This is a genomic window from Achromobacter veterisilvae (assembly GCF_900496975.1).
GTDB lineage: Bacteria > Pseudomonadota > Gammaproteobacteria > Burkholderiales > Burkholderiaceae_B > Achromobacter > Achromobacter veterisilvae.
In genome coordinates this window covers 178,455-200,110 of sequence record NZ_UFQC01000009.1, presented here as the reverse complement: position 1 = coordinate 200,110, position 21,656 = coordinate 178,455, and the positions used below count along the sequence as shown (strand labels likewise).

The following is a 21,656-nucleotide window of genomic DNA, read 5'->3' as shown; positions in this document are numbered from 1 at the left end:
ACCACTGCGGACTTGGGGAATTGAGGCGCCGCCCCAGGTTCGCGTCAACAAGGGCGCGGGTTGTTGACGGCGCTCAAATGTCGGTATCAGTCCTGCACCGCCGCCACTTCGTCCGTCAGCATCTTTACGCCCGGCAGCTCGCACGCGTAGACCGCCTGCGCCAGCGCCTCGATGGCCGCCAGGCGCGGGAAACTGCGGCGCCAGGCCAGGACCACGCGGCGTTCCGGCACGTGGCCCTCGAACGGCAGGTAGTGCAGCAGACTGTTGGCGGGCGGGTGCTCGGGCACGGCGGTCACGGGCAGGACGGTGACGCCGATGCCGGCCGCGACCATGTGGCGGATGGTTTCGAGCGAGGAACCCTCGAAGGTGCGCTGGATGCCGTCGCTGGCGGCCGAGAAGCGCGACAGTTCGGGACAGACCTCCAGCACCTGGTCGCGGAAGCAATGGCCGCTGCCCAGCAGCAGCATGGTCTGCTGCTTCAGGTCCTGCGCGTCGATCGCTTTGCGGCGCGCCAGTTCGTGGTCGTTGGGCACGGCCACGACGAAGGGTTCGTCGTACAGCGGCTGCATGACCAGGCCGGCCTCGGGCAGCGGCAAGGCCATGATGGCGCAGTCGATCTCGCCCTGGCGCAGCAGTTCGACCAGGCGGACGGTGAAGTTCTCCTGCAGCAGCAGGGGCATCTGCGGCGTGCGCCCGATCTGCACCGGCACCAGGCGCGGCAGCAGATAGGGGCCGATGGTGTGGATGACGCCGACGCGCAGGGGCCCGGCCAGCGGATCGTGCCCCTGCCGCGCGATTTCCTTGATGCTGGCGCTTTCTTCCAGCACCTTCTGCGCCTGCGCGACGATGCGCTGGCCGATGGGAGTGACGCCCACCTCGGCGCCGCCCCGTTCGAACAGCGTCACGCCCAGTTCGTCTTCCAGCTTGCGTATCGCGACGGAGAGCGTGGGCTGGCTGACGAAACAGGCCTCGGCCGCCCGGCCGAAATGCCGTTCCCGCGCTACCGCGACGATGTACTTGAGTTCGGTGAGAGTCATGGTGGACTACGCCCCCGGGGGTTGCGCGCCGGCGGCATCGCCGGCGCTCGATAGATGAAGGTTCATGGCTGGCGGCGGGTTCATGTGCGCAGGAAATCCTCGCGCCCGCGCATCCAGCGCGCCAGGTGGGCTTCGACGGCCGCCGGATGTTCGGCGCGCAGCCAGACGGCGGCGTCGCGCGCGTCCTCCGCGATGGCGGCGTCGGTTTCCAGGTCGGCGAAACGCAAGAGCGCCATGCCGGACTGGCGCGTGCCCAGGAATTCTCCCGGGCCGCGCTGTTCCAGGTCCCGCCGGGCGATCTCGAAGCCGTCCGACGTTTCGAACATGGCCCGCAGGCGTTCGCGGGCAACCTGCGACAGCGGCGTCTGGTACAGCAGCACGCAGACCGATTCGGCGGTGCCCCGCCCCACCCGCCCGCGCAATTGGTGCAACTGGGCCAGGCCGAAGCGCTCGGCGTGCTCGATCACCATGAGCGAGGCGTTCGGCACGTCGACGCCGACTTCGATGACGGTGGTGGCCACCAGCAGGTCCACTTCGCCGTCGCGGAACGCCTGCATCACGGCGGCCTTTTCGGCCTGCGGCAGCCGGCCGTGCACCAGTCCGATGCGCAGGTCCGGCAAGTCCACCCGCATGCCCTCGTAGGTGTCCACCGCCGTCTGGAGTTCAAGGGCCTCGCTCTCCTCGACCAGCGGACAGACCCAGTAGGCCTGCTGCCCGCCGCGCGCGGCCTGCGCGATATGGGCGATGACTTCTTCGCGCCGCGCGTCCGAGACCAGCTTGGTCAGGACCGGCGTGCGTCCCGGCGGCAGTTCGTCGATGACGGACACGTCCAGGTCGGCGAAAAAGGTCATGGCCAGGGTGCGGGGAATCGGCGTGGCGCTCATGTTGAGCTGGTGCGGCACGATGCGGCCGCGCACGGTTTCGCCCTTGCGGGTGAGCGCCAGGCGCTGCCCGACGCCGAAGCGGTGCTGCTCGTCGACGATGGACAGGCCCAGGCGGTGGAATTCGACGTGGTCCTGGATCAGCGCCTGCGTGCCCACGACCAGTTGCACGCTGCCGTCGGCGGCGGCGGCAGCGGCCGCGCGGCGCGCCTTGGCGGTGAGGCTGCCGCTCAGCCAAGTCACGTTCACGCCCAGCGGCTGGAGCCACGACACCAGCTTGCGGAAGTGCTGCTCGGCCAGGATTTCGGTGGGCGCCATCAGCGCGACCTGCGCGCCGCCGGCGATGGCCTGCGCCGCGGCGATGGCCGCCACCACGGTCTTGCCACTGCCCACGTCGCCCTGCAACAGGCGATGCATGGGGTACGGCTTGGCCAGGTCGGCGGATATCTCTTCGACCACTCTCTGCTGCGCGCCGGTCAGCTTGAACGGCAGGGCTTCATACAGCCGGGCGACCAGGCCGCCGGATTCGGCGCGCGCCGGCAGCGGTTCGGCTTCCTTGATGCGCCGCGCCGCCCGTGCCGCCGCCAGCGACAGTTGCTGCGCCAGCAGCTCGTCGAATTTGATGCGCCGCCACGCCGGATGCACGCGGTCCAGCAGGGCCGCTTCGGATTCGCCCTGCGCCGGCGTATGCAGGGCGCGGATGGCCGGCTCGAAAGGCGGCAGATCGTAGCGGGCGCGCGCCTCGTCGGGCAAGGTGTCGGACAGGTCGGTGCGGTCCAGCGCCTGCGCGATGGCGCGGCGCAGGGTCAGTTGCGGCAGCCCTTCGGTGCTGGGATAGACGGGCGTCAGCGCGGTGGGCAGCGGAGCGTCCGCGTTCGTCATGCGGGGATGGACCATTTCGCGGCCGAAGAGGCCGCCGCGGACCTCGCCGCGCGCCCGCAGGCGCTTGCCCACGCTGACCTGCTTCTGCTGGCTGGGGTAGAAATTCAGCCAGCGCAAATGGAGTTCGCCGCTGTCGTCCGCCAGGGTGGCGGTGAGCTGGCGCCGAGGCCGGTACAGCACCTCGGATTTGGTGATCTCGCCTTCGACCTGGGCCGGGAAGCCCGGCCGCAGCGCGGCGATGGGGACGACGCGGGTTTCGTCTTCGTAGCGCAGCGGCAGGTGCAGCACGAAATCCTCGGGCAGCACCAAGCCCAGGTTACGAAGCTTGCGCTCCGTATCCGTCATGGACTTGCCGGCGCCTTTGGGGTCGGCGCCGGGTCGCTTGGAAGCCGCGGCCGCGGCCGGCATGAAGGAACGAGCCCCTTGTTCGAAACGTCCCGGGCGCGCCCTAGAGGACCAGGATGGCCTCGACCTCGAACTGCGCGCCCTTGGGCAGGCTGGCCACGCCGATGGTGGAGCGCGCCGGGAACGGCTGGGGAATGATCTCGGCCATGATCGCGTTGGCGGCCGTGAACTTGCCCAGGTCGGTCAGGAACAGCGTCAGCTTGACCACGTTGTCCAGCGTGCCGCCCGCGGCGGCGATGACTTCCTGCATGTTGGCGAACGCCTGGCGCACCTGGGCGTCGAAGTTCTCGGAAACCAGGTCGCCGGTGCCCGGTTCCAGGCCGATCTGGCCCGAAAGGTAGACAGTCTTGGTGCCGCTTACGGCAACCGCTTGCGAGTAAGGGCCGACCGCGGCGGGCGCGGCGTCGGTATGGATGATTTGCTTGCTCATGGGCGGAATCCTTCAGATGACGGATAGAAGCTACAACTATCGAAGTTTAAACAGCAATAGACATTTGCGAAAGGGGCGGAATGCCGTAGGGCGGATGCGGAAAAGCGCGCCCGGTCATCGAATGCCCCGGCGCGCGCAAAAAAAAATCCACCGCGCACCCGCGGTGGATTCTTCTGCGCGGGAACGCAGCGCCTTATTTGTCGACGAACGCCCGTTCCACGACGTAGTCGCCCGGCTGGCCGACGCCCGGCGACACGGTGAAGCCGCGCTTGTCCAGCATGGCGCTGATGTCGGCCAGCATATGCGGGCTGCCGCAGATCATGGCGCGATCGGTCTCGGGGTTGATCTGGGGAATGCCGATGTCGGCGCACAGCTTGCCGTTTTCCATCAGCTCCGTGATGCGGCCCTGGTTGCGGAAGGGTTCGCGCGTGACCGTCGGGTAGTACACCAGCTTCTCGCGGACCACGTCGCCGAAGAACTCGTTGTTCGGCAGTTCCTTTTCGATGAAGTCGGCGTAGGCCAGTTCGCTGACCCAGCGCACGCCGTGCACCAGGATGACCTTTTCGAAGCGTTCGTAGACGTCCGGGTCCTTGATGATGCTCATGAACGGCGCCAGGCCGGTGCCCGTGCCGAACAGGAACAGGTGCTTGCCGGGCCGCAGGTCGTCCACGACCAGCGTGCCCACCGGCTTGCGGCTGACCAGGATGGTGTCGCCCTCTTTCAGGTGCTGCAGGCGCGACGTGAGCGGGCCGTTCTGCACCTTGATGCTGAGGAATTCGAGATTCTCTTCGTAGTTCGCGCTGGCGATGCTGTAGGCCCGCAGCAGGGGCTTGCCTTCGACTTCCAGGCCGATCATCACGAAGTGGCCGTTGTGGAACCGCAAGGCCGCGTCACGCGTGGTGGTAAAGGAAAACAGGGTGTCGTTCCAGTGGTGCACGCTCAATACGCGCTCAGTGTTGAAAGCAGCCATGTCGTATGAAGTAAGGGCGAGACAAAGTCGGGCGAGTCTGGTTTCCAGGCGGGCCCGGCCTCGCATCGCGAGGTCGTTCCGCACCGCAGAAAAGGCGCGGGCGGCATTAGGGTTGACCCTATTCTACAGGGTCTTGATGATAACTGCTCTCATTATTCCGTAATACCCTTATGCCGTATTGATGGGGATCAAGCGCCCGCGCCGCACGCTTACGAATAGTTGAACGCTGCAAAGCTTCCTGTTATTGTGCCGTTCTCAGTTGATAATCATTTTCGTTAGCAGACCGCTTTTCGAGCAGCGGAACAGCCGCCACCCGGCGCTTCCCGCTGTAGCCCTAGCCGGAGCACTTCGCCATGACCAAGCGTCCCCAATTGAATTCGCTGCTACGCGCCCTGGCGCTGGCCGGCGCCGCCGCCTTCGCCGTGCAGGCCAACGCCGCCGAGGAAGTCAGCCTGTACACCACCCGCGAGCCCAAGCTGATCCAGCCCCTGCTGGACGCCTTCGCCAAGGAAAGCGGCATCAAGGTCAACACCGTGTTCGTCAAGGACGGCCTGCTGGAGCGCGTCAAGGCCGAAGGCGCCAAGTCGCCCGCCGACGTGCTGATGACCGTGGACATCGGCAACCTGCTGGACCTGGTCGACGGCGGCGTGACCCAGTCCGTCAAGTCCGAGGCCCTGGAATCGGTCATTCCCGCCAACCTGCGCGGCGCCGACGGCAAGTGGTACGCCCTGTCGCTGCGCGATCGCGTGCTGTACGTGGAAAAGGACCTGAAGCTCGAGAGCTTCCGCTACGAAGACCTGGCCGATCCCAAGTGGAAGGGCAAGGTCTGCATCCGTTCGGGCCAGCATCCCTACAACACTGCCCTGGTCGCCTCCATGATCGCGCACGACGGCGCCGAAGCCACCGAAAAATGGCTGCGCGGCGTCAAGGCCAACCTGGCCCGCAAGGCCGCCGGCGGCGACCGCGACGTGGCGCGCGACATCCTGGGCGGCATCTGCGACATCGGCCTGGCCAACGCCTATTACGTGGGCCAGATGAAGAACGCGGAACCCGGCACGGACGCCCGCAAGTGGGGCGACGCCATCAAGGTCATCCGCCCGACCTTCGCCAACGCCAAGAGCGGCGGCACCCACGTGAACGTCAGCGGCGCCGCCGTGGCCGCCCACGCGCCCAACAAGGCCAACGCCATCAAGCTGCTGGACTTCCTGGTGTCCGAACCGGCCCAGGCCCTGTACGCGCAGGCCAACTATGAATACCCCGTCCGCAAGGGCGTGAAGCTGGACCCCGTGATCGCCAGCTTCGGCGAACTGAAGGTGGACCCGCTGCCCCTGACCGAGATCGCCAAGTATCGCAAGCAAGCCAGCGAACTGGTGGACAAGGTCGGTTTCGACAACTGATAAGCCCATGGGCCGCCACGCCTCGCGGCGCGGCTCCTCCCTGCGGCAGTGACAGACGCGCGGACCGTTTTGCGGCCCGCGCGCAGGGCCTGCTCCCTTCTTTCCGGGGGGAGCAGGCCTTGCCATTGATGCCATCGACGTTGAAGCATGCACACAGATTCCTTGCCCCGGCCGCTGCGTTTGCGCTGGACTGAACGCGGGGCCGGCTGGCTGGCCGGCGCCGCCCTGATCGCGCTGGCCGTATTGGCGCCCGTCCTCACGCTGGGCTGGTGGGCGCTGGGCGGCGAACTCGCCCACTGGCAGCATCTCGCCAGCTACGTGCTGCCGCAGGCGCTGGCGAACACCGCCATGCTGCTGGCCGGCGTCGGGGTGCTGGTCACGCTGCTGGGCACGGGCGCGGCGTGGCTGGTGACGGCCTACGACTTCCCTACCCGCCGCGTCCTGACCTGGGCGCTGCTGCTGCCGCTGGCGGTGCCCACCTACATCATCGCGTTCGCCTACCTGGACCTGCTGCACCCCATCGGCCCGATACAGACGGCGATCCGCGCGCTGCTGGGCTACGACAGCCCGCGCCAGTTCCACCTGCCCGACCTGCGCTCCATCCACGGCGCGATCTTCGTGCTGGGCTTCGTGCTGTATCCCTATGTCTACCTGAGCACCCGCGTCATGTTCATGACGCAGGCCGCCAGCCTGCTCGAAGCCGCCCGGACGCTGGGCGCGGGCCGCGTCGCGGTGTTCTTCCGCGTCGCCCTGCCGCTCGCCCGCCCCGCCATCGTGGTCGGCGTCAGCCTGGCGCTGCTGGAAACGCTGAACGATATCGGCGCGTCCGAATTCCTGGGCGTGCAGACGCTGACGGTCTCGGTCTACACCACCTGGGTCACGCGCTCGGACCTGGCCGGCGCGGCCCAGATCGCGCTCACCATGCTGGCGATCGTGATCGGGCTGATCCTGCTGGAGCGGCACGGGCGCAAGCGCCAGCGCTACGCCAACACGCAGCGCATGCGCCCCATGCAGCCGCGCCGCCTGCACGGCCCGGCCGCGGCGGTGGCGGCGGCGCTGGGCTGGATCCCCGTGCTGCTGGGCTTCGCCGCGCCCGCGCTGTACCTCGTCGTCGAGACCTACAAGCGCCTGCACCTGGTGGGCGGCGTCTCCGACCAGTTGATCGGGGGCTTGAGCAATACGCTGATCGTGGCGTTCAGCGCCACCGTGGTCACCTTGCTGTGCGGCCTCATCGTGGCCTGGGCCGGGCGCACCCTGCGCGAAAGCGCCGGCTTCAATCCCGGACGCGCCTGCGCCCGCATCGCCAGCCTGGGCTACGCGGTGCCCGGCACGGTGCTGGCCATCGGGCTGCTGACGCCGTTCGTCTGGATCGACAACGCGGTTGCCAAGGTGTTCGGCGGCGGCGGCCTGTTCCTGATGGGCTCGATGGGCGCGCTGGTGTGCGCCTACGCCATCCGCTTCCTGGCGATTTCCACCGGCGCGCTGGAAGCCGGCCTGGCGCGCATCCCGCCTTCGCTGGAACAGGCGTCGCGCCTGCTGGGCGAAAGCTCCGCGGGCACGCTGCGCCGCGTGCACCTGCCGCTGCTGCGCCCGGCGCTGGCGGCCAGCGCGCTGCTGGTGTTCGTGGACGCGATGAAGGAACTGCCCGCCACGCTGCTGCTGCGGCCCATGAATTTCGACACCCTCGCCACCTGGCTCTATGCGGAAGCCGCCCGCGGCACGTATGAGGAAGGCGCCGTGGCGGCGCTGGCCATCGTGCTGGCCGGCCTGTTTCCCGTCATCCTGCTGGCGCGGACCAATCTGAAAATGGGACATTGATCGTGCCCGATCTGTTAGAACTCGAACACCTTTCCCTGGCCTACGACACCCCCAAGGGCCTCAAGCCCGTGGTGCAGGACCTGACGCTGGGACTGCCCGTCGGGCACATCGGCTGCCTGCTGGGGGAATCCGGCTGCGGCAAGACCACCGTGCTGCGCGCCATCGCCGGCTTCGAGCCGGTGCGCGCCGGCCGCATCCTGCTGGACGGCACGGTCATTTCCTCGCCCACCGTGCAGGTGGCCCCGGAGCTGCGCCGCGTCGGCATGATGTTCCAGGACTACGCGCTGTTCCCCCACCTGACGGTGGCGCAGAACGTGGCCTTCGGCCTGCGCAAAATGGCGCGCGCCGACCGCGCCCGGCGCGTCGAGGAAATGCTGGAACTGGTGGGCCTGGCGCATGCCGCCAACAGCTACCCGCACGAGATCTCCGGCGGCCAGCAGCAGCGCGTGGCGCTGGCGCGCGCGCTGGCACCCTCGCCCGACCTGCTGCTTCTGGACGAGCCGTTCTCCAACCTGGACGTGGATACGCGTGAACGGCTGGCCTTCGAAGTCCGCGACATCCTGAAGACCACGGGCCACACGGCCATCCTGGTCACGCACAACCAGGCCGAGGCCTTCGCCATCGCCGACCGCATCGGCGTCATGTCCCAGGGGCGCATCGCGCAGTGGGACACGCCCTATAACCTGCACCACCACCCCGCCGACGCCTTCGTGCGCGACTTCATCCGGCGCGAGGCGCTCGAAGAGCGGCGCGAGCAGGCCTTCGCCCGCGGGCGGTAGCCTTGTCGGGAGTGGGTGTCTGACACTTGGAAGCTGTGCCAGTGTCTGACACCCCTACGAGACAGCCTTCGACCAAGGCTGCCGCCACCCGGGTGTCAGACACCCGCAATAAGCCGCTCAATCCGCCGCCAGCTTCACCTTCTGCGACAAGGCCTTGAACGCCTCGTGCTGGCTTTGGGTCAGGCGTTCCACTTCATCGGGCGAAGACCCGTAGGGCATGAAGCCGGCCTGTTCCAGCTTGTCCTTCACCTCGGGCAGGGCCAGGGCCCACTGGAACGCTTCGCTCAGCGCCTTGGTCGCCTCGGGCGACATCTTCGCCGGGCCGTAGACCGCGAACCACGGGTCCACCACCGCGGCCTCGTAGCCCAGTTCGGCCAGCGTGGGAACGTCCGGCAGCGCCGGCGCGCGCTTGCTGCCCGTGACCGCCAGCGCATGCACCTTGCCCGCCTTGATGTGCGGCAGCGACGCCGGCAGGTTGTCGAACATCACCGGCAGGTGCCCGCCCAGCAGGTCGTTCAGGCCCTGCGCGCTGCCCTTGTACGGAATGTGCTGCATGCCCGCGCCGGTCAACTGGTCGAACATCACGCCGGCCAGATGCATGGACGTGCCGGTGCCCGGCGTGCCGAACGACGTGCCCGGATGCTGCTTCGCGTACGCGACCAGTTCCTTGACGCTGCCGACCTTCAGGGCCGGCCCGGTTTCCAGCACCACGGTGGACGCGCCCAGCATGCTGACGCCGGTGAAATCCTTGGTGGGGTCGAAGGGCATGGACGGGTAGACGAACGGGTTCAGCGCGTTCGTGGAGATCGCGCCGAAGCCGATGGTGTAGCCGTCGGGCGCGGCCTTGGCCACGGCATCCATGCCGATGTTGCCGCCCGCGCCCGGACGATTCTCGACGATGACCGGCTGGCCGAGCTTCTCGGCCACCTTCTGGCCGGCGGTCCGCGCCACCAGGTCGGTGGTGCCGCCCGCGGTGTAGGGAACGATGAAGGTGATGGGCTTGGCCGGATAGCCGGCGGCGAGCGCCGAGGAGGCGCCGTGGATCAGCGCCAGCGCGGCCAGGCCGCGCAGCGCGTTGAAGGTAGAGCGATGCATAGTGTCTCCATCCCGGATTGTTGTTGGGGTCGGGACGCGCATCATACCGCCGCGCGGCGGGCCTTGCGGTTGCGCGCTAGGCGCGCGGCTCGGGCAGCGGGATGTACTCGGTTTCGTCGCCCGGCACGATCTGGCCGAAGCGGTTGCGCTGCCAGTCCTGCTTCGCCGTTTCGATGCGGTCCTTGCTGCTGGAGACGAAGTTCCACCAGATAAAGCGCGGCCCGTCCAGCGGCTCGCCGCCCAGCACCGCGAAGCGCGCCGCGGTCCGGGCGCGGATCTGCACGGGGCGGCCCGGCGCGAACACGATCAGGCGGCCGCTTTCGAATTCCTGCCCGTCCACCTCGACGCTGCCCTGCGCCAGATAGGCCGCGCGCTCTTCGTGCTCGGCCGGCAGGACCACCGTCGCGCCCGCCTGCAATTGCATGTCGCCATAGAACAGCGGCGACAGCGTCTTCACGCCGGACGTCTTGCCGAAGAGCGTGCCGGCCACCACCTGCGCGCGCACGCCCTCGCCTTCGACGACCGGCTGGACGTCCAGCCCGTAGTGCGTGAAGCCCGGGTCGGTTTCCTCGTGCGTCTTGGGCAGGCCCACCCAGATCTGCAGGCCACAGAGGCGCTGCGCGGCCTGGCGGCTTTCCGGCGACGAGCGCTCGGAATGCACGATCCCCCTGCCCGCCGTCATCCAGTTGACCTCGCCGGGCAGAATGGTCTGGGTGTGGCCCGCGCCGTCGCGGTGCACCATCGACCCTTCGTACAGGTAGGTCACGGTGGACAGGCCGATGTGCGGGTGCGGCCGCACGTCGATGCCGGAACCCGGGGCGAACTCGACCGGGCCCATGTGGTCGAGAAAAACGAACGGCCCGACGGTGCGGCGCTGCGCCGACGGGATGGCCCGCCGGACGGAAAAGCCGCCCAGGTCGCTCGTGCGCGGCACCACGACGGTTTCAATCTGGCTTTCGCCGGCTTCGGACAAGGTGGACATAATGAAACTCTCCGGATGTAGGGGCCAAAGGCCATCTTAAGGCCAGCCGGGCGGAAAATTCCGCCCGGCGCAAGCGTCATGCCAGGTCGAACACCAGCACTTCGGCGTTCTTGCCGCCCGACAGCTCGACACGGCTTTCGTCCGTGATGGCGGCGGCGTCGCCGGCCGACAGTTCGGTGCCGTTGACGAGCACGCTGCCGCGCGCCACATGGACCCAGGCGCGGCGGCCGGCGGCCAGGTCCAGCGCGGCGGATTCCGCTCCGTCGAACAGGCCGGAGTACAGGCGCGCGTCCTGGTGGATCTTCATCGAACCGTCGATGCCATCGGCCGACACCAGGGCTTGCAGGCGGCCGCGCTTTTGCGCGTCGCTGAAGCCGCGCTCTTCGTACTCGGGCGCGATGCCGGCGACGTCGGGCTCGATCCAGATCTGCAGCATGTGCGTTTCGGTATCCGGCAGCGGGTTGAACTCGGAATGCATCACGCCGCGGCCGGCGCTCATGCGCTGCACGTTGCCGGGCAGGATGGTCGAGCCGCTGCCCATGCTGTCCTTGTGCGCGATCGCGCCGTCCAGTACGTAGGTGATGATCTCCATGTCGCGGTGCCCGTGCGTCCCGAAGCCGCGGCCGGCGGCGATGCGGTCGTCGTTGATCACGCGCAGCGCGCCGAAGCCCATGTGGGCCGGGTCGTAATAGTTGGCGAAGGAAAAGGTGTGGAACGAATCCAGCCAGCCGTGGTTGGCGTGGCCCCGTTCGGCGGCGCGGCGAATCGTAAGCATTGCGGACTCCTGTTTCAATAATGTGAATGGTGGTTCGGCCCTGCGTATCGCTCCCGATCCGGGAGATTCCGCCGCAGCACCGGCATGAGTGATATTGTGCGCGTGCCATGTCCGCGGTTTGGCGCTATATTTTGACGGAACCATTCAATCAATTTGAACGATAGATCCCCATGCAGCCCATCACCCCCGAACTGCTGATCCTGGTGGACGCGATCGCGCGCCACGGCAGCTTCGCCAAGGCCGCGCGCGAGCTGGGCAAGGTGCCCTCCGCCGTCACCTACTCCATCCGCAAGCTCGAGGACGGCCTGGACGTGCTGCTGTTCGACCGGTCGGGCCACCGGGCCCTGCTGACCCCGGCGGGCGAGACGCTGTTGCGGGACGGGCGCCACGTCCTGCAATCGCTGGACGACCTGGCCTGCCGCGTCAAGCGCATCGCCACGGGCTGGGAGGTGGAGCTGCGCATCGCCGTCAGCGCGGTGCTGCCCTGGCGTCCGCTCTACGACCTGATCGAGGAATTCCAGGCGCTGGGCAGCGCCACCACCCTGCGCTTCTCCAGCGAGGTGCTGAGCGGCAACTGGGACGCCCTGACCGCGGGCCGCGCGGACCTGGTCATCGGCGCGGGCGCGGCGGGCGAGCCCACCGGCCCGTACCGCTCGCAAGCCATGGGGCAGACGCAATTCGCCTTCTGCGTGGCCGCCCACCATCCGCTGGCCTCGCTGCCTCAGCCGCTCAGCCGCGCCGACATTACCCGCTACTGCGCGGTGGTGGTGGCCGACACGTCCCGGAACCTGGCGCCGCAGACGCGCGGCATCCTGGCGGACCAGCCCACGCTGGTCATGCCCACCATGCAGGCCAAGATCGACGCCCAGGTCCGCGGCCTGGGCTGCGGCTACCTGCCGCTGACGCTGGCCGCGCCGTACCTGGCGCAGGGCCTGCTGGCGGTGTGCGAGACGGACGAAGGCATGTCCCTGACGGAACACGTGGCCTACGCCTGGCGGGCCGAGCCGCCGGGCGAGGCGCTGAAGTGGTGGTTGCAGAAACTGAAGTCCCCGCGGTTGTGCGAGAGCCTGCTGGGGCTGGGGTAGTCGCGACAGGGGCCAGTGTCTGACACCCATACGCGATGGCCGTCGGCCTGCCGCGGTGTTTCCCGGGTGTCTGACACGCATCAGATGTCGGTGTCAGACACCCGGGAAGGCTTGCCTCAACCCGAAAGGGCATCTCATACGGGTGTCAGACACTGAGACACCCTGCCCCGCCGCATCACTCGTCTTCGACGCACAGCTTGCGCGTGGTAGTCGCAACGGCCCAGTGTCTGACACCCGTACGCGATGGCCGTCGGTCTGCCACGGTGTTTCCCGGGTGTCTGACACACATCAGATGTTGGTGTCAGACACCCGGGAAGGCTTGCCTTAACCCGGAAGGGCATCTCGTATGGGTGTCAGACACTGAGACACCCTGCCCCGCGGACTCATTCGTCCTCGATGCCCAGCTTGCGCGTGGTAGTCGCAACAGGCGCAGTGTCTGACACCCATACGCGATGGCCGTCGGCCTGCCCGGGTGTTTCCCAGGTGTCTGACACGCATCAGATGTTGGTGTCAGACACCCGGGGAGGCCTGCCTTGATCCGGAAGGGCATCTCATACGGGTGTCAGACACTGAGACACCCTGCCCTGCCGCATCACTCGTCTTCGACGCGCAGCTTGCGCGTGGTAGTCGCAACGGCCCAGTGTCTGACACCCCTACGCGATGGCCGTCGGCCTGCCGCGGTGTTTCCCGGGTGTCTGACACGCATCAGATGTTGGTGTCAGACACCCGGGAAGGCTTGCCTTGATCCGGAAGGGGGCATCTCGTACGGGTGTCAGACACTGAGACACAACCCTGCCCCGCCGCATCACTCGTCCTCGATGCCCAGCTCGCGCAGCTTGCGCGTGATGGTGTTGCGGCCGATGCCCAGCCGCGACGCGGCTTCCACGCGCCGGCCGCGGCTGGCGTCCAGCGCGCTTTGCAGCAGGATCTTTTCGAACTGGCGCGTCAGCGTGGCCATGACCGCGGGTTCGCCGCGTTCCAGGCGGTACTGCGCGTCGCGCAGCAGAGAATCCTGCCAGTTGCGCGGCGAGCCCTCGTCCATGGGCGCGGACGCCTGCACCACAGTGCCCGCGCCGGCCACCGGGACGGCCGGACGTACCGCCGGACTCATGATCCGCTGGTGCTCCATGGCGCGGATCTCCGGCGGCAGGTCCGCCGGCTCCACCGTCTGGCCCGGCGCCATCACCGTCAGCCAATGGCAGAAGTTCTCCAGTTGGCGCACGTTGCCTGGAAAATCGAACTTGGTCAGCACGGCCAGCGCCTCGGGCGTGAGGCGCTTGACCGGCACGCCCAGGGCGCGGGCGCTGGCGGTCAGGAAGTGGCTCGCCAGGGCCGGGATGTCTTCGACGCGTTCGCGCAGCGGCGGCAGCCGCAGCCGGATCACGTTCAGGCGATGGAACAGGTCTTCCCGGAACAGGCCCTGTTCGACGCGCTGCTCCAGCGGCTGGTGCGTGGCGGCCACGATGCGCACGTCCACCCGCACCGGCTGCGCGCCGCCCACGCGATAGAAGCTGCCTTCGGCCAGCACGCGCAGCAGGCGCGTCTGCAGTTCGATCGGCATGTCGCCGATTTCATCCAGGAACAGCGTGCCGCCGTGCGCTTCCTCGAAACGCCCGCGGCGCAGATTGTTGGCGCCCGTGAAGGCGCCGCGCTCGTGGCCGAACAGTTCGGCTTCGAGCAGGTCGCGCGGAATGGCCGCCGCGTTCAGCGCCACGAAGGGGCCGCCGGCGCGCACGCCGTGCCCATGCAGGGCGCGGGCCACCAGTTCCTTGCCGGTGCCGGATTCGCCCGTGATCAATACCGTGACCTTGGACTGCGCCAGCCGGCCGATGGCGCGGAACACTTCCTGCATGGCGGTGGACGAGGACTGCGTCATCATCCAGCGTTCATTGTTCTGCGCGGACTCGCCCTGCCCCTCGGGGGTTTCGGGCTGCGCCGACTCCTGCATGGCGCGCTGGATCAGCGCGACCGCCTCGTTCACGTCGAACGGCTTGGCCAGATAATCGAAGGCCCCGCCCTGGAAGGCGGACACGGTGCTGTCCAGGTCGGCGAACGCGGTCATCACGATCACCGGCAGGCCGGGATGGCGCTCCTTGAGCTGGCGCAGCAGCTCCAGGCCGTTGCCGCCGGGCATGCGGATATCGGACACCAGGGCGACCGGGGTTTCGCGCGACAGCGCCTCCAGCACGTCGGCCGCCTGGGAAAAACTGCGGGTGGGGACGCCGGCACGGGCCAGCGCCTTTTCCAGGACCCAGCGGATGGCCTGGTCATCATCGACGATCCATACGGGTTTCATCAGTGTGCAGGCTCCATCGGAAGGACCAGGCGAAACTCGGTGCGCCCGGGTCGGGATTCGAATTCGATGATGCCGCCATGCTGCTGCACGAAGTCCTGGGCCAGGCTCAGCCCCAGCCCGGTGCCGCCGGCCCGGGCCGTGACCAGCGGATGGAAGATGCGGTCGCGGATGTGGTCCGGCACGCCGGGACCGTTGTCGATGATGGACAGCACCAGCGCCAGGCGGTGCTGCTTGTGGGCCAGCATGACCTGCCGCGCCACGCGCGTGCGCAGGGTGACGACACCGGGTTCGGTTTGCGGCCCCTGGGGCCGCGCGACCAGTTCCTGGGCGGCGTTGCGCGCCACGTTCAGGACGGCCTGCATCAGGCGGGCGGCATCGCCCTTCAGGTCGGGCACCGACGCATCGTAGTCGCGCAGCAGCGTGACGTCGTTGCGGAACTCGGCCTGGATCAGCGCGCAGACGCGCTCGCAGATTTCATGGATGTTCACCGGACGCGCGTTCAGCGGCACACGTTGCGGGCCGCTCAGGCGGTCCACCAGCGCCTGCAGGCGGTCGGCTTCGGAAATAATGACCTGGGTGTACTCGGCCAGCGCCGCGCTCGGCAGCTCGGCCTCGAGCAATTGCGCGGCGCCGCGCAAGCCGCCCAGGGGATTCTTGACTTCATGCGCCAGGTTGCGCAGCAGTTCGCGGTGCGCCTCGATCTCGTCGACCAGCCGGTGGTTGCGGTCGGCCAGCACGCGCTGTTCGATCTCGCGCGTTTCGATCAGCACGGGCCAGCGCTGGCCCGTCAGCCCCACCGTCGTCACCGAGACTTCCACGGATTCCGTGGCGCGGCGCAACGAGGCCAGTTGCCTGACGTCGGCATAGCGCCCGGCGGCGGCGCGGTCGATCGAGGATTGGATGTTTTCCGGACTGTCGAACAGCGTGGCGGCGGAGTGCCCGCCCAGTTGCTTGCGCGAGCGGCCGAACAGGTCTTCGGCGGCCGCGTTGGCGTATTCGATATGACCGCGTTCGTTGACCAGGAAAACGGACGTGGCTAGCAGATCGAGAGCTTCTACATTCATTTTTCAACATACCCGAATGTGAGGGGAAAGCGGAACGCGACGGCGCCGGCATCCGGCCGCCGCCCGCCGGGCCGGGGCCTGGCGGACGATCCGTCGAACCGCGTCCTGGCGGTGCGCGTGGCGTGGGCCCTGGTTTCTGCCTACATCATCGCGCTCCCGCCAGGTACAGCCTCAAAGCATCAGAGGCTGTAGTACATGTCGAATTCGACCGGGTGCGTGGTCATGCGCAGGCGGTTCACATCGCCCATCTTCAGGTCGATGTAGGCCGACAGCATGTCGTTGCTGAACACGCCGCCGCGGGTCAGGAACTCGCGGTCGCTGTCCAGGGCTTCCAGCGCCTGCTCCAGCGAGGAGCACACGGTCGGGATCTTGGCGTCTTCTTCCGGCGGCAGGTCGTACAGGTTCTTGTCGGCCGGATCGCCCGGGTGGATCTTGTTCTGCACGCCGTCCAGGCCGGCCATCATCAGGGCCGAGAAGGCCAGGTACGGGTTGGCCAGGGGGTCCGGGAAGCGCGCTTCGACGCGGCGGCCCTTCGGGTTGCCGACGTACGGAATGCGGATCGAGGCCGAGCGGTTGCGGGCCGAGTAGGCCAGCTTGACCGGGGCTTCGTAGTGCGGGACCAGGCGCTTGTACGAGTTGGTGCCGGGGTTTGTGATGGCGTTCAGCGCGCGGGCGTGCTTGATGATGCCGCCGATGTAATACAGCGCGAATTCCGACAGGCCGGCGTAGCCGTTGCCCGCGAACAGGTTCTGGCCGTCCTTCCAGATCGACTGGTGCACGTGCATGCCCGAACCGTTGTCGCCGACGATGGGCTTGGGCATGAAGGTGGCGGTCTTGCCGTAGGCGTGGGCCACGTTGTGAATGATGTACTTGACGATCTGCGTCCAGTCGGCGCGCTGCACCAGCGTGCTGAACTTGGTGCCGATTTCCAGTTGGCCGGCGCCGGCCACTTCATGGTGGTGCACTTCGACCGGCACGCCCATCTGTTCCATCAGCAGGCACATTTCCGAGCGCATGTCCTGGAAGGAATCGACCGGGGGCACGGGGAAGTAGCCGCCCTTCACGGCGGGACGGTGGCCGGTGTTGCCGCCTTCGAAATCCAGGCCGGTGGACCAGGAGGCCTCTTCCGACTTGATCTTGACGAAGGTGCCCGACATGTCGGTGTTCCAGGTCACGCCGTCGAACACGAAGAATTCGGGTTCCGGGCCGAAGTAGGCGGTGTCGCCCAGGCCGGAGGACTTCAGGTAGGCTTCAGCGCGCTTGGCCAGCGAGCGCGGATCGCGGTCATAGCCCTTCAGGTCCGAGGGTTCGACGACGTCGCAAGACAGGATCAGGGTCGGCTCTTCGCGGAACGGATCCAGGTTGGCCGTCGCCAGGTCGGGGATGAGCAGCATGTCGGAAGCTTCGATGCCCTTCCAGCCCGGGATCGAGGAACCGTCGAAAGCCTGCCCGCTTTCCAGCTTGTCTTCATCGATCGCGGAGGTGGGCACGGAAACGTGGTGCTCACGGCCGACCGTGTCGGTAAAGCGGAAATCCACGAATTTCACTTCGTTGTCGGCGATCTGTTTCAGGACGTCTTTCGGGCTTGCCATGTCATCTCCATTAGATAAAAGGGTCGAGGGCCTTGCCCTTCGACTGGCATAAACCAAATAAGCAATATGCGTGCCAGGTTTCTCCCCAGGGATTCCCGGGGAGTGGCGGCACGGTCAGGGGAAAACAAGGCACCACTATGGTGCACATTATGGGGCACGAATGCCCCACTGTGGTGCCTGAACGCTACAGGAACATTTCCTGGAGGTCATTGAGGAACCGCCAGCCCAGCGGCGTCGCCCGCAGGCGGGTGGGATCGGCGTCCAGCAGGCCCCGTTCCGAGGCTGCCTCCAATTGGTGCGCGATGACGGCAAGCGACAGGCCGGTGCGCTCGCCGAAGCTCGTAGCGGCCACTCCGTCCTTCAGGCGCAGCGCGTTCAGCATGAATTCGAACGGCAGTTCGTCCGGCCCGACCTGCCGGCTTTCCGCGATATGGCTGCCGTCCCGGGCCATCGCGGCCTGCATCCAGGAATCCGGGCCGCGCAGCCGGGCTTCGCGCACGATCCGATCATGGAAGGACAGCTTGCCGTGGGCGCCCGGGCCGATGCCCAGGTAGTCGCCGAATTCCCAGTAGTTCAGGTTGTGCCGGCAGCGGGCGCCCGGCCTGGCATAGGCCGACACTTCGTAACGGGCCAGGCCGGCGGCCGCGAGTTCCGCCTCCACCGCGTCCTGCATGGCCGCGCTGGTGTCGTCGTCGGGCAGGTCCTCGGGCGGGAACTTCGCGAACACGGTGTTGGGCTCCATCGTCAGGTGATAGAGCGACAGGTGTTCGGTGCCGAACGCCACCGCCTGCCGCAAATCGGTCAGACAGGCCTCCAGCGTCTGGCCGGGCAAGGCGAACATCATGTCCAGGTTCACCCGCGGCGCGGCGCGCTGCGCCATTTCAATGGCCGCCCTGGCCTGCGCGGCATCATGGATGCGCCCCAGCTTCTTGAGCTGGGCGTCGTCGAAACTCTGGATGCCCAGCGAAAACCGCGTGACGCCGCTGGCGGCGTAGTCCCGGAAGCGGCCGGCTTCCGCGGTGCCCGGATTGGCCTCCATGGTGATCTCGGCGTCGGGCCAGAGGTTCAGATAGGCGCGCAGCATGGCCAGCAGCTCGTCGAGCCCGGCCGAAGACAGCAGGCTGGGCGTGCCGCCGCCAAGGAAGACCGACACCACCTGGCGCCCCCAGATGGACGGCAGCGCCTGCTCCAGGTCGCTGCGCAGCGCGTCCAGGTAGGCGCGTTCGGGGATCTCGCCCCCTGGCGCCGCATGCGAATTGAAGTCGCAATACGGGCATTTGCGCACGCACCAGGGCACGTGCACGTAGATCGACAGCGGCGGCAGGCTGGTGAGCGCGGCGCCGGACGGCGGCTTCGGGCGCGACGGCGACGCGCCCATGTCGTTGCGGATGGGAATGATGATGGACATGCGTGGTTCCTGGACCGGGCGCCGCGCGCGGCGCGCGGCCTCAAGCCTGGCTCAGCTTGCCGAGCAATTCGCGCAGCGCGCGGGCGCGGTGGCTGAGCCGGTTCTTTTCCTCCGGGTCGAGGCTGGCGGCGGTGAGCGCCAGGTCGGGCAGGTAGAAATGCGGATCGTAGCCAAAGCCGTTGGCGCCTTCGGGCTGGTCGATGATCTCGCCGTGCCACAGGCCTTCGCCGATGAGCGGCCGGGGATCGTTCTCCGAACGCACCAGGGCCAGCACCGCCACGTACCAGGCGCCGCGGTCCGCCACGCCCTCCAGCTTGCGCACCAGCAGCGCATTGTTGGCCTGGTCGGACTTTTCGCCGCCGTGCATCTTGGCGTAGCGCGCGGAGTACACGCCCGGCCCGCCGTCCAGCGCGGCCACGCATAGCCCCGAATCGTCCGCCAGGGCCGGCAGGCCGGTCAGGCGGCTGGCATGGCGGGCCTTGGCCAGCGCATTTTCGACAAAGGTGACGTGGGGCTCTTCGGCCTCGGGCACGCCCAGCTCGCCTTGCGGGACCAGTTCGATGCCCAGGGGCGCGAACAGGGCGGAAAATTCGCGCAGCTTGCCGGCGTTGTTGGACGCCAGCACGACGCGGCGCAGGGATTCGGGAATCTTGGGAGCAGTCATGGGGCAAATTGTATAGGCCGCGGCCTGCGCGCGCCGCCGGCGCGCGCAATACCCCTGCGGGGCGGATGGGCAAGATCGAAATCGCTGTTGACAGGCGTATGTCGACGCCGGAAGATGGCGCGCCAGTCGTCGGCGCAACAACGCAGACATATTTTGTTGTCAATATGGCCAACTTGTCACTGATCGTATCTGAACGCACCGGCGATGGACCCTATTCACGCTTTGCCCCGGCCGGCTGCGGCCCGCGCTCTCTCCTCCAACCGGAAGTGCGCGCCCGCGCACGTGAACCTCGCCGGGATACTGCGCGAACGGCTGCTGCGCCCGCGCTTCCAACCCGTCGTTGACCTGTCCCACAGCCGCGTCTACGGCCACGAAAGCCTGATCCGGGGGCCCGACGACACGGCGCTGCATTTTCCCGACGCGCTGTTCGCGGAAGCCCGGCGCCAGGGCCTGCATCCCCAACTGGAACTGGCCAGCTTCCGCGCCGGCGCCCAGGGCTTCCAGAGGCACGACGCCGCCGGCATGCTGTTCCTGAACCTGTCCGGTTCGGCGCTGCTTCATTACTGGACCCTGTGGGGCGAGGAAATGCCCCGGCGCCTGCTGAAGGATTGCGCGCTCGCGCCGTCCAGCATCATCGTCGAACTGACCGAGCAGGACCCGCTGTCCGAACACATGGCCGAACTGGCCGACGCCTTCGCCTGCCTGCGCGAGTCCGGCATGCGCGTGGCGCTGGACGACTATGGCGTGGGCAATTCCAACCTCCAGTTGTGGTCCGAGATGCAGCCGGACCTGGTCAAGATCGACCGCTATTTCTTCGACGGCATCGGGCAGGACGAGCGCAAGCAGAACATGGTGCGCGCCATCCTGAAGGTGGCGCAGCATCTGGGCACCGCGGTCGTGGCCGAAGGCATCGAGACCGCCGAGGACCTGGCCGTGGTGCGCGACCTGGACATCCGCTACGCCCAGGGCTGGTTCCTGGGCCGGCCGGAAGAAATGCTGCTGACCGAACTGGCCCCGCCCCTGCGCGACTCGCTGCGCGTGCGGACGCCGGCATCCCAACCGCAGCGCGCCGTCGGCGGCACCGCCGCCAGCCTGCGCGTCGAGGCGCCGGCCGCCCTGCTGCCCGAACACACCAACGACGACGTGCACCGGCTCTTCATCGAGAACAAGAACATGCATGCCGTGGCGGTCGTGGATGCCGACAACCGGCCGGTGGGCATCGTCAACCGGCGCGACTTCCTGGAACACTACGCGCAGCGCTATACCCGCGAGCTGTTCGGCCGCGACGCGTGCTCGACCTTCATGAACGCCGAACCGGTGCTGGTGGACCTGAACGTATCCATCGACCAGCTAAGCCACGTGCTGATCTCCGAAGACCAGCGCTACCTGATGGACGGCCTGATCATCACCCGCGACGGCCGCTACGACGGCCTGGCCACCGGCGAAACGCTGGTGCGCTCGGTGACGGAAATGCGCATCGAGGCGGCGCGCTACGCCAATCCGCTGACCTCGCTGCCCGGCAACATCCCCATCAGCCGGCACATCGCCACGCTGCTGGAGGACGCGGACGACTTCACGGTCTGCTACGGCGACCTGAACAATTTCAAGCCCTTCAACGACGTCTACGGCTATTGGCGCGGCGACGACATGATCAGGCTGACCGCGGAAGTCATCAAGCGCCACTGCGATCCGCAGCGGGACTTCGTCGGCCACGTCGGCGGAGACGATTTCGTGGTGCTGCTGCGCAGCCCCGACTGGATGGAGCGCGCCCGCCGCATCATCGCGGAATTCAACGAGCGCGCCATGGACCTGTATGACGACGAAGGCCGCCGCAACGGCGGCATCGAAGCCGAAGACCGCTACGGCGTGCCCCGCTTCTTCCCGTTCGTGACGCTGGGGGTGGGCGCCCTCACCGTCACGCCCTCGCTATGCGAGCGCATCCGCCCGGAGGACATCGCCTCGGCCGCCGCCCACGTCAAGCACAAGGTCAAGCACGGGAACCTGTCGCTGGTGACCGAGCGCTACGCCGGCGCCCCGCTGCCGCGGTTCGACAGCTAAAGCCTGCCCCGCGCCGGCCTGGCCCGGCGCGGCGATCC

The 21,656-nt window shown here is 67.8% G+C and carries 17 protein-coding genes; 5 read left to right on the top strand and 12 right to left on the bottom strand.

What is annotated here, in order from left to right:
- Nucleotides 1–86 precede the first annotated feature (86 nt).
- The 4 genes from AVE30378_RS10660 to AVE30378_RS10645 form a co-directional block, all read right to left on the bottom strand.
- Nucleotides 87–1,037 carry a LysR substrate-binding domain-containing protein gene (locus tag AVE30378_RS10660; protein WP_129240822.1) on the bottom strand — a complete coding sequence of 317 codons (951 nt, stop codon included), beginning with the start codon at nt 1,035–1,037 and terminating at the stop codon, nt 87–89.
- Nucleotides 1,038–1,117: 80 nt separating this feature from the next.
- Nucleotides 1,118–3,208, bottom strand: coding sequence for an ATP-dependent DNA helicase RecG (gene recG / locus AVE30378_RS10655; protein WP_129240821.1), 2,091 nt, complete (start codon nt 3,206–3,208; stop codon nt 1,118–1,120).
- A 40-nt stretch (nt 3,209–3,248) separates the two neighbouring features.
- Nucleotides 3,249–3,635: a Rid family detoxifying hydrolase gene (locus AVE30378_RS10650; protein WP_129240820.1), complete on the bottom strand. Its 387-nt coding sequence runs from the start codon at nt 3,633–3,635 to the stop codon at nt 3,249–3,251.
- Between the two features lie 193 nt (nt 3,636–3,828).
- Complete coding sequence (locus AVE30378_RS10645; RefSeq protein WP_129240819.1) at nt 3,829–4,605, bottom strand: ferredoxin--NADP reductase; 777 nt, start codon at nt 4,603–4,605, stop codon at nt 3,829–3,831.
- Between the two features lie 353 nt (nt 4,606–4,958).
- Between AVE30378_RS10645 and AVE30378_RS10640 the strand changes: the two genes are divergently transcribed.
- The 3 genes from AVE30378_RS10640 to AVE30378_RS10630 all read left to right on the top strand — a co-directional run bounded on the left by AVE30378_RS10640 (nt 4,959) and on the right by AVE30378_RS10630 (nt 8,599).
- Complete coding sequence (locus tag AVE30378_RS10640; protein ID WP_129240818.1) at nt 4,959–6,002, top strand: Fe(3+) ABC transporter substrate-binding protein; 1,044 nt, start codon at nt 4,959–4,961, stop codon at nt 6,000–6,002.
- 147 nt (nt 6,003–6,149) lie between these two features.
- Entirely contained in the window at nt 6,150–7,820 is a 1,671-nt protein-coding gene (locus tag AVE30378_RS10635; RefSeq protein WP_129240817.1) for an ABC transporter permease, read from the top strand.
- A 2-nt stretch (nt 7,821–7,822) separates the two neighbouring features.
- Entirely contained in the window at nt 7,823–8,599 is a 777-nt protein-coding gene (locus AVE30378_RS10630; protein WP_129240816.1) for an ABC transporter ATP-binding protein, read from the top strand.
- 117 nt (nt 8,600–8,716) lie between these two features.
- Here AVE30378_RS10630 and AVE30378_RS10625 read toward each other — a convergent pair whose 3' ends face one another.
- From AVE30378_RS10625 to AVE30378_RS10615, 3 genes are all read right to left on the bottom strand, one after another.
- Complete coding sequence (locus tag AVE30378_RS10625) at nt 8,717–9,694, bottom strand: Bug family tripartite tricarboxylate transporter substrate binding protein (protein ID WP_129240815.1); 978 nt, start codon at nt 9,692–9,694, stop codon at nt 8,717–8,719.
- Between the two features lie 76 nt (nt 9,695–9,770).
- Nucleotides 9,771–10,676: a pirin family protein gene (locus AVE30378_RS10620; protein WP_129240814.1), complete on the bottom strand. Its 906-nt coding sequence runs from the start codon at nt 10,674–10,676 to the stop codon at nt 9,771–9,773.
- Between the two features lie 76 nt (nt 10,677–10,752).
- Complete coding sequence (locus AVE30378_RS10615) at nt 10,753–11,451, bottom strand: pirin family protein (RefSeq protein ID WP_129240813.1); 699 nt, start codon at nt 11,449–11,451, stop codon at nt 10,753–10,755.
- 170 nt (nt 11,452–11,621) lie between these two features.
- Between AVE30378_RS10615 and AVE30378_RS10610 the strand changes: the two genes are divergently transcribed.
- Nucleotides 11,622–12,536, top strand: a complete 915-nt coding sequence (locus tag AVE30378_RS10610) for a LysR family transcriptional regulator (RefSeq protein ID WP_129240812.1) — start codon at nt 11,622–11,624, stop codon at nt 12,534–12,536.
- Nucleotides 12,537–13,341: 805 nt separating this feature from the next.
- Here AVE30378_RS10610 and ntrC read toward each other — a convergent pair.
- The 5 genes from ntrC to rdgB form a co-directional block, all read right to left on the bottom strand.
- Nucleotides 13,342–14,832 carry a nitrogen regulation protein NR(I) gene (ntrC, locus tag AVE30378_RS10605; RefSeq protein ID WP_129240811.1) on the bottom strand — a complete coding sequence of 497 codons (1,491 nt, stop codon included), beginning with the start codon at nt 14,830–14,832 and terminating at the stop codon, nt 13,342–13,344.
- Entirely contained in the window at nt 14,832–15,896 is a 1,065-nt protein-coding gene (glnL, locus tag AVE30378_RS10600) for a nitrogen regulation protein NR(II) (protein WP_129240810.1), read from the bottom strand. Before glnL ends, ntrC begins: the two co-directional genes overlap by 1 nt.
- Nucleotides 15,897–16,075: 179 nt before the next feature.
- Nucleotides 16,076–17,488: a type I glutamate--ammonia ligase gene (gene glnA / locus AVE30378_RS10595; protein WP_129240809.1), complete on the bottom strand. Its 1,413-nt coding sequence runs from the start codon at nt 17,486–17,488 to the stop codon at nt 16,076–16,078.
- Between the two features lie 184 nt (nt 17,489–17,672).
- On the bottom strand, nt 17,673–18,896 hold the full coding sequence (gene hemW / locus AVE30378_RS10590; RefSeq protein WP_129240808.1) for a radical SAM family heme chaperone HemW: 1,224 nt from the start codon (nt 18,894–18,896) through the stop codon (nt 17,673–17,675).
- Nucleotides 18,897–18,936: 40 nt separating this feature from the next.
- Complete coding sequence (gene rdgB / locus AVE30378_RS10585) at nt 18,937–19,560, bottom strand: RdgB/HAM1 family non-canonical purine NTP pyrophosphatase (protein WP_165360146.1); 624 nt, start codon at nt 19,558–19,560, stop codon at nt 18,937–18,939.
- Between the two features lie 204 nt (nt 19,561–19,764).
- Between rdgB and AVE30378_RS10580 the strand changes: the two genes are divergently transcribed.
- On the top strand, nt 19,765–21,618 hold the full coding sequence (locus AVE30378_RS10580) for a GGDEF domain-containing protein (RefSeq protein WP_425265780.1): 1,854 nt from the start codon (nt 19,765–19,767) through the stop codon (nt 21,616–21,618).
- The last annotated feature ends 38 nt before the right edge of the window (nt 21,619–21,656 follow it).

Bases quoted from the DNA above. Each gene is read 5' to 3' on its own strand.
- ntrC (WP_129240811.1), bottom strand. From the start codon at position 14,832: ATGAAACCCGTATGGATCGTCGATGATGACCAGGCCATCCGCTGGGTC.
- AVE30378_RS10650 (WP_129240820.1), bottom strand. From the start codon at position 3,635: ATGAGCAAGCAAATCATCCATACCGACGCCGCGCCCGCCGCGGTCGGC.
- AVE30378_RS10610 (WP_129240812.1), top strand. From the start codon at position 11,622: ATGCAGCCCATCACCCCCGAACTGCTGATCCTGGTGGACGCGATCGCG.
- rdgB (WP_165360146.1), bottom strand. From the start codon at position 19,560: ATGACTGCTCCCAAGATTCCCGAATCCCTGCGCCGCGTCGTGCTGGCG.
- glnL (WP_129240810.1), bottom strand. From the start codon at position 15,896: ATGAATGTAGAAGCTCTCGATCTGCTAGCCACGTCCGTTTTCCTGGTC.
- AVE30378_RS10640 (WP_129240818.1), top strand. From the start codon at position 4,959: ATGACCAAGCGTCCCCAATTGAATTCGCTGCTACGCGCCCTGGCGCTG.
- glnA (WP_129240809.1), bottom strand. From the start codon at position 17,488: ATGGCAAGCCCGAAAGACGTCCTGAAACAGATCGCCGACAACGAAGTG.
- AVE30378_RS10635 (WP_129240817.1), top strand. From the start codon at position 6,150: ATGCACACAGATTCCTTGCCCCGGCCGCTGCGTTTGCGCTGGACTGAA.
- AVE30378_RS10580 (WP_425265780.1), top strand. From the start codon at position 19,765: ATGGACCCTATTCACGCTTTGCCCCGGCCGGCTGCGGCCCGCGCTCTC.
- AVE30378_RS10620 (WP_129240814.1), bottom strand. From the start codon at position 10,676: ATGTCCACCTTGTCCGAAGCCGGCGAAAGCCAGATTGAAACCGTCGTG.
- AVE30378_RS10625 (WP_129240815.1), bottom strand. From the start codon at position 9,694: ATGCATCGCTCTACCTTCAACGCGCTGCGCGGCCTGGCCGCGCTGGCG.
- AVE30378_RS10615 (WP_129240813.1), bottom strand. From the start codon at position 11,451: ATGCTTACGATTCGCCGCGCCGCCGAACGGGGCCACGCCAACCACGGC.
- AVE30378_RS10645 (WP_129240819.1), bottom strand. From the start codon at position 4,605: ATGGCTGCTTTCAACACTGAGCGCGTATTGAGCGTGCACCACTGGAAC.
- AVE30378_RS10660 (WP_129240822.1), bottom strand. From the start codon at position 1,037: ATGACTCTCACCGAACTCAAGTACATCGTCGCGGTAGCGCGGGAACGG.
- hemW (WP_129240808.1), bottom strand. From the start codon at position 18,896: ATGTCCATCATCATTCCCATCCGCAACGACATGGGCGCGTCGCCGTCG.
- recG (WP_129240821.1), bottom strand. From the start codon at position 3,208: ATGCCGGCCGCGGCCGCGGCTTCCAAGCGACCCGGCGCCGACCCCAAA.